This is a genomic window from Bacillus sp. JJ1503 (assembly GCF_036965125.1).
GTDB lineage: Bacteria > Bacillota > Bacilli > Bacillales > Cytobacillaceae > Cytobacillus.
In genome coordinates this window covers 1-2494 of the sequence record NZ_JBALOZ010000360.1, presented here as the reverse complement: position 1 = coordinate 2494, position 2494 = coordinate 1, and the positions used below count along the sequence as shown (strand labels likewise).

The 2494-nt window shown below is 36.1% G+C and carries 2 protein-coding genes; both read right to left on the bottom strand.

From position 1 onward, the window contains the following. Positions 1–616 (bottom strand): GntR family transcriptional regulator (locus tag V7149_RS22690; RefSeq protein ID WP_335347851.1); only part of this gene is annotated, 616 nt, incomplete at its 3' end. A gap of 428 nt (positions 617–1044) precedes the next feature. Continuing rightward, positions 1045–2304, bottom strand: coding sequence for an MFS transporter (locus V7149_RS22685; protein WP_335347850.1), 1260 nt, complete (start codon positions 2302–2304; stop codon positions 1045–1047). Between the last annotated feature and the right edge of the window lie 190 nt (positions 2305–2494).

Below are 2494 nucleotides of genomic sequence, written 5' to 3'. Positions count from 1 at the left end.
TCATAACTGAGGCTTTTTCTTCATCTCTACGTTTCATAAAGTTAAGAATTTCTAGATGCTCGTTAAAAACTACCAATTCTCTATTCTCACCCTGGAAGTTTAAAACTCTGTAATAGTGACTCAAAGAGTATAAATCTCTAAGCTGTTTTTTTAATCTTACATTTTGACTATATTTTGTAATAAGATCGTGAAACTGAGTATTTTCCCCGATTAGCGCTAGTCTATTTTGCTCCTTTGCTGCATCATCTAAATATCGTTTTGCATTAAGTACCGTATTTTCAATTCTTTTTATCTCTTGCCCTGAAGCGAGCCTTGTTGTCAATCTTGCAGCTAATGACTCAAGTGCCATCCTGCATTCATATATATCTTCAATATCCTTCATCGTAGGCTTGTATACTGTAATTCTTGATTTTCCATCTATTACTAATAGCCCTTCCTTTTCTAACGCGCGTACTGCCTCTCTTACAGGGCTTCTGCTAATATTTAATTCTCTTGCGATTTTTGCTTCAAAAATTTTATCACCAGGCTTTAGCACTCCCTGAACAATCATTTCTCGAATGGAATTGTATACTTGGTCATAATATCTCACTGGTTTTTCAATCTCAAAAGTGTTCATTTATTCTCTCCCATCTTGTCGTCTGTCGACACTTTTTGATCCCCAATCCCAACAAAGATAAAATAAAGTGGACACCTCAAATAACTATTGATTACACAGGCATTCGCCTATCTTTCTTTAAGAATAGCATCTTCAATCATGCATTTCAATTTATTTTTTTAATTTTCATACTATTTGATCAATTTTTATTTATACTGCATATTTATTAATATCGATTAGGAGGAGAGGCTCCCTCCCTACCTCTGACACCACTGTACCGTTCGGTAAACAGCGGTATCTTATACAACAAATAGGAGCTGTCTGACTAGTCAGTTCGATTTTTTTGTGCACCTTTTAATATTTAGAACAATAAAAGGGGCTCCAGAAAGTCAGTTTATCCTGACTTTCTGGACAGCCCCAGCCATTTCTTAATTAATCGGATTGAAGATTTACTTAGAATCAAACTTAACTTGATTTGGAACACGGATCAAGAGGACTCCGCCAATGACAAATAAAATAACTAAGCTGAGAACCCCGCTATTTGTATTTCCAGTTATATGTGCAGTGGCTCCAACTAATGTAGGTCCAGCAATAGCCGCAACCTTGCCAAAGATATTATAAAAGCCGAAGAATTCATTAGATGATTCTTTCGGTATGAGTTTGGCAAAATAAGAACGGCTTAATGCCTGTATCCCTCCCTGTACTGAAGCAACAAGCATAGCAAGAACCCAAAAATCGAGTGCCGTTTTTAAGAAATAGGCGTAAATACAAATAATAATATATACAAAAATAGCGACAACTATCATATTCTTTTCACTAAATTTTTGGCCTAATTTTCCAAACAATACTGTAAAAGGGGCCGCAACCACTTGAACTAAAAACAAGACAATTAGTAAAGTAGAAGCACTAATTCCTAAATCAGTCCCATAGGCAGTAGACATTGTTAAAATCGTATGCACTCCATCAATATAGAAAAAATAGGCCAATAAGAAAAGAAACAGTGCACGATAAGCTTTTATATTTTTCAACGTGGTGAATAGCTTTTTAAAACTTGTAGAAACAGGATTAGGCACACGCTCTACATAGTATTTTTGTTCAACATTCTTCAATAGCGGGATGGTAAAAAGCCCCCACCATAAGGCTGTAATGACAAAGGCAATTTGACTGGCTATACCTACAGATAATGGAATAATAGCTTGCTGAGCCAAAATAATAATCGCGATTGAAATAATAAATGGGATTGTACTCCCGATATAACCTAGCGCAAAGCCATTTGAGGAAATACGGTTCATTCGGTCCTCACTCGTGACATCAACTAAAAAAGCATCATAGAAAATATTTGCCCCAGCAAACCCAACCGAGGTCAAAACAAAACATCCTAAGAGGATTAGCCATTGATCACTTGGCACAACTGCTAACAGCAGTGTAAAGATAATTCCCAATGAAGCAAAAAATGTGAAAAACCTTTTTTTGAAGCCTCTAAAGTCAGCAATTGATCCTAGCAACGGTGCCAATATGGATACAATTAAAGTTGCAAATGAGTTCGCATAACCCCAGTAGGCTGTCGATGCGGATGAAGAGATCCCTGCATCCGTTGCAGCCGATTTAAAATATAATGGAAAAATTGCAGTAACAACAACGATAGCATAGGCGGAATTTGCCCAATCATAAAAAGCCCAGCTTCGTTCCGCTTTCGTCATTTTCTCCATTCAAGCCCCCCCTTTTATTAATTATTCTTTTAATGCCTAAAATTCCCTTTCATAACATTGTACACTTTATGGGTAGAATAGTAGTATTATATTTTCGTAAATTTTCAATAATGAAATAATCCTCTCTCCACATTCAGCATTTTGATTCGACATTAGCTCCGTCTAAAGCAAATGTTGGAAAATAACATTT

Excerpts from the sequence above, each read along its gene's own strand:
- V7149_RS22685 (WP_335347850.1), bottom strand. The coding sequence starts at position 2,304 with ATGGAGAAAATGACGAAAGCGGAACGAAGCTGGGCTTTTTATGATTGG.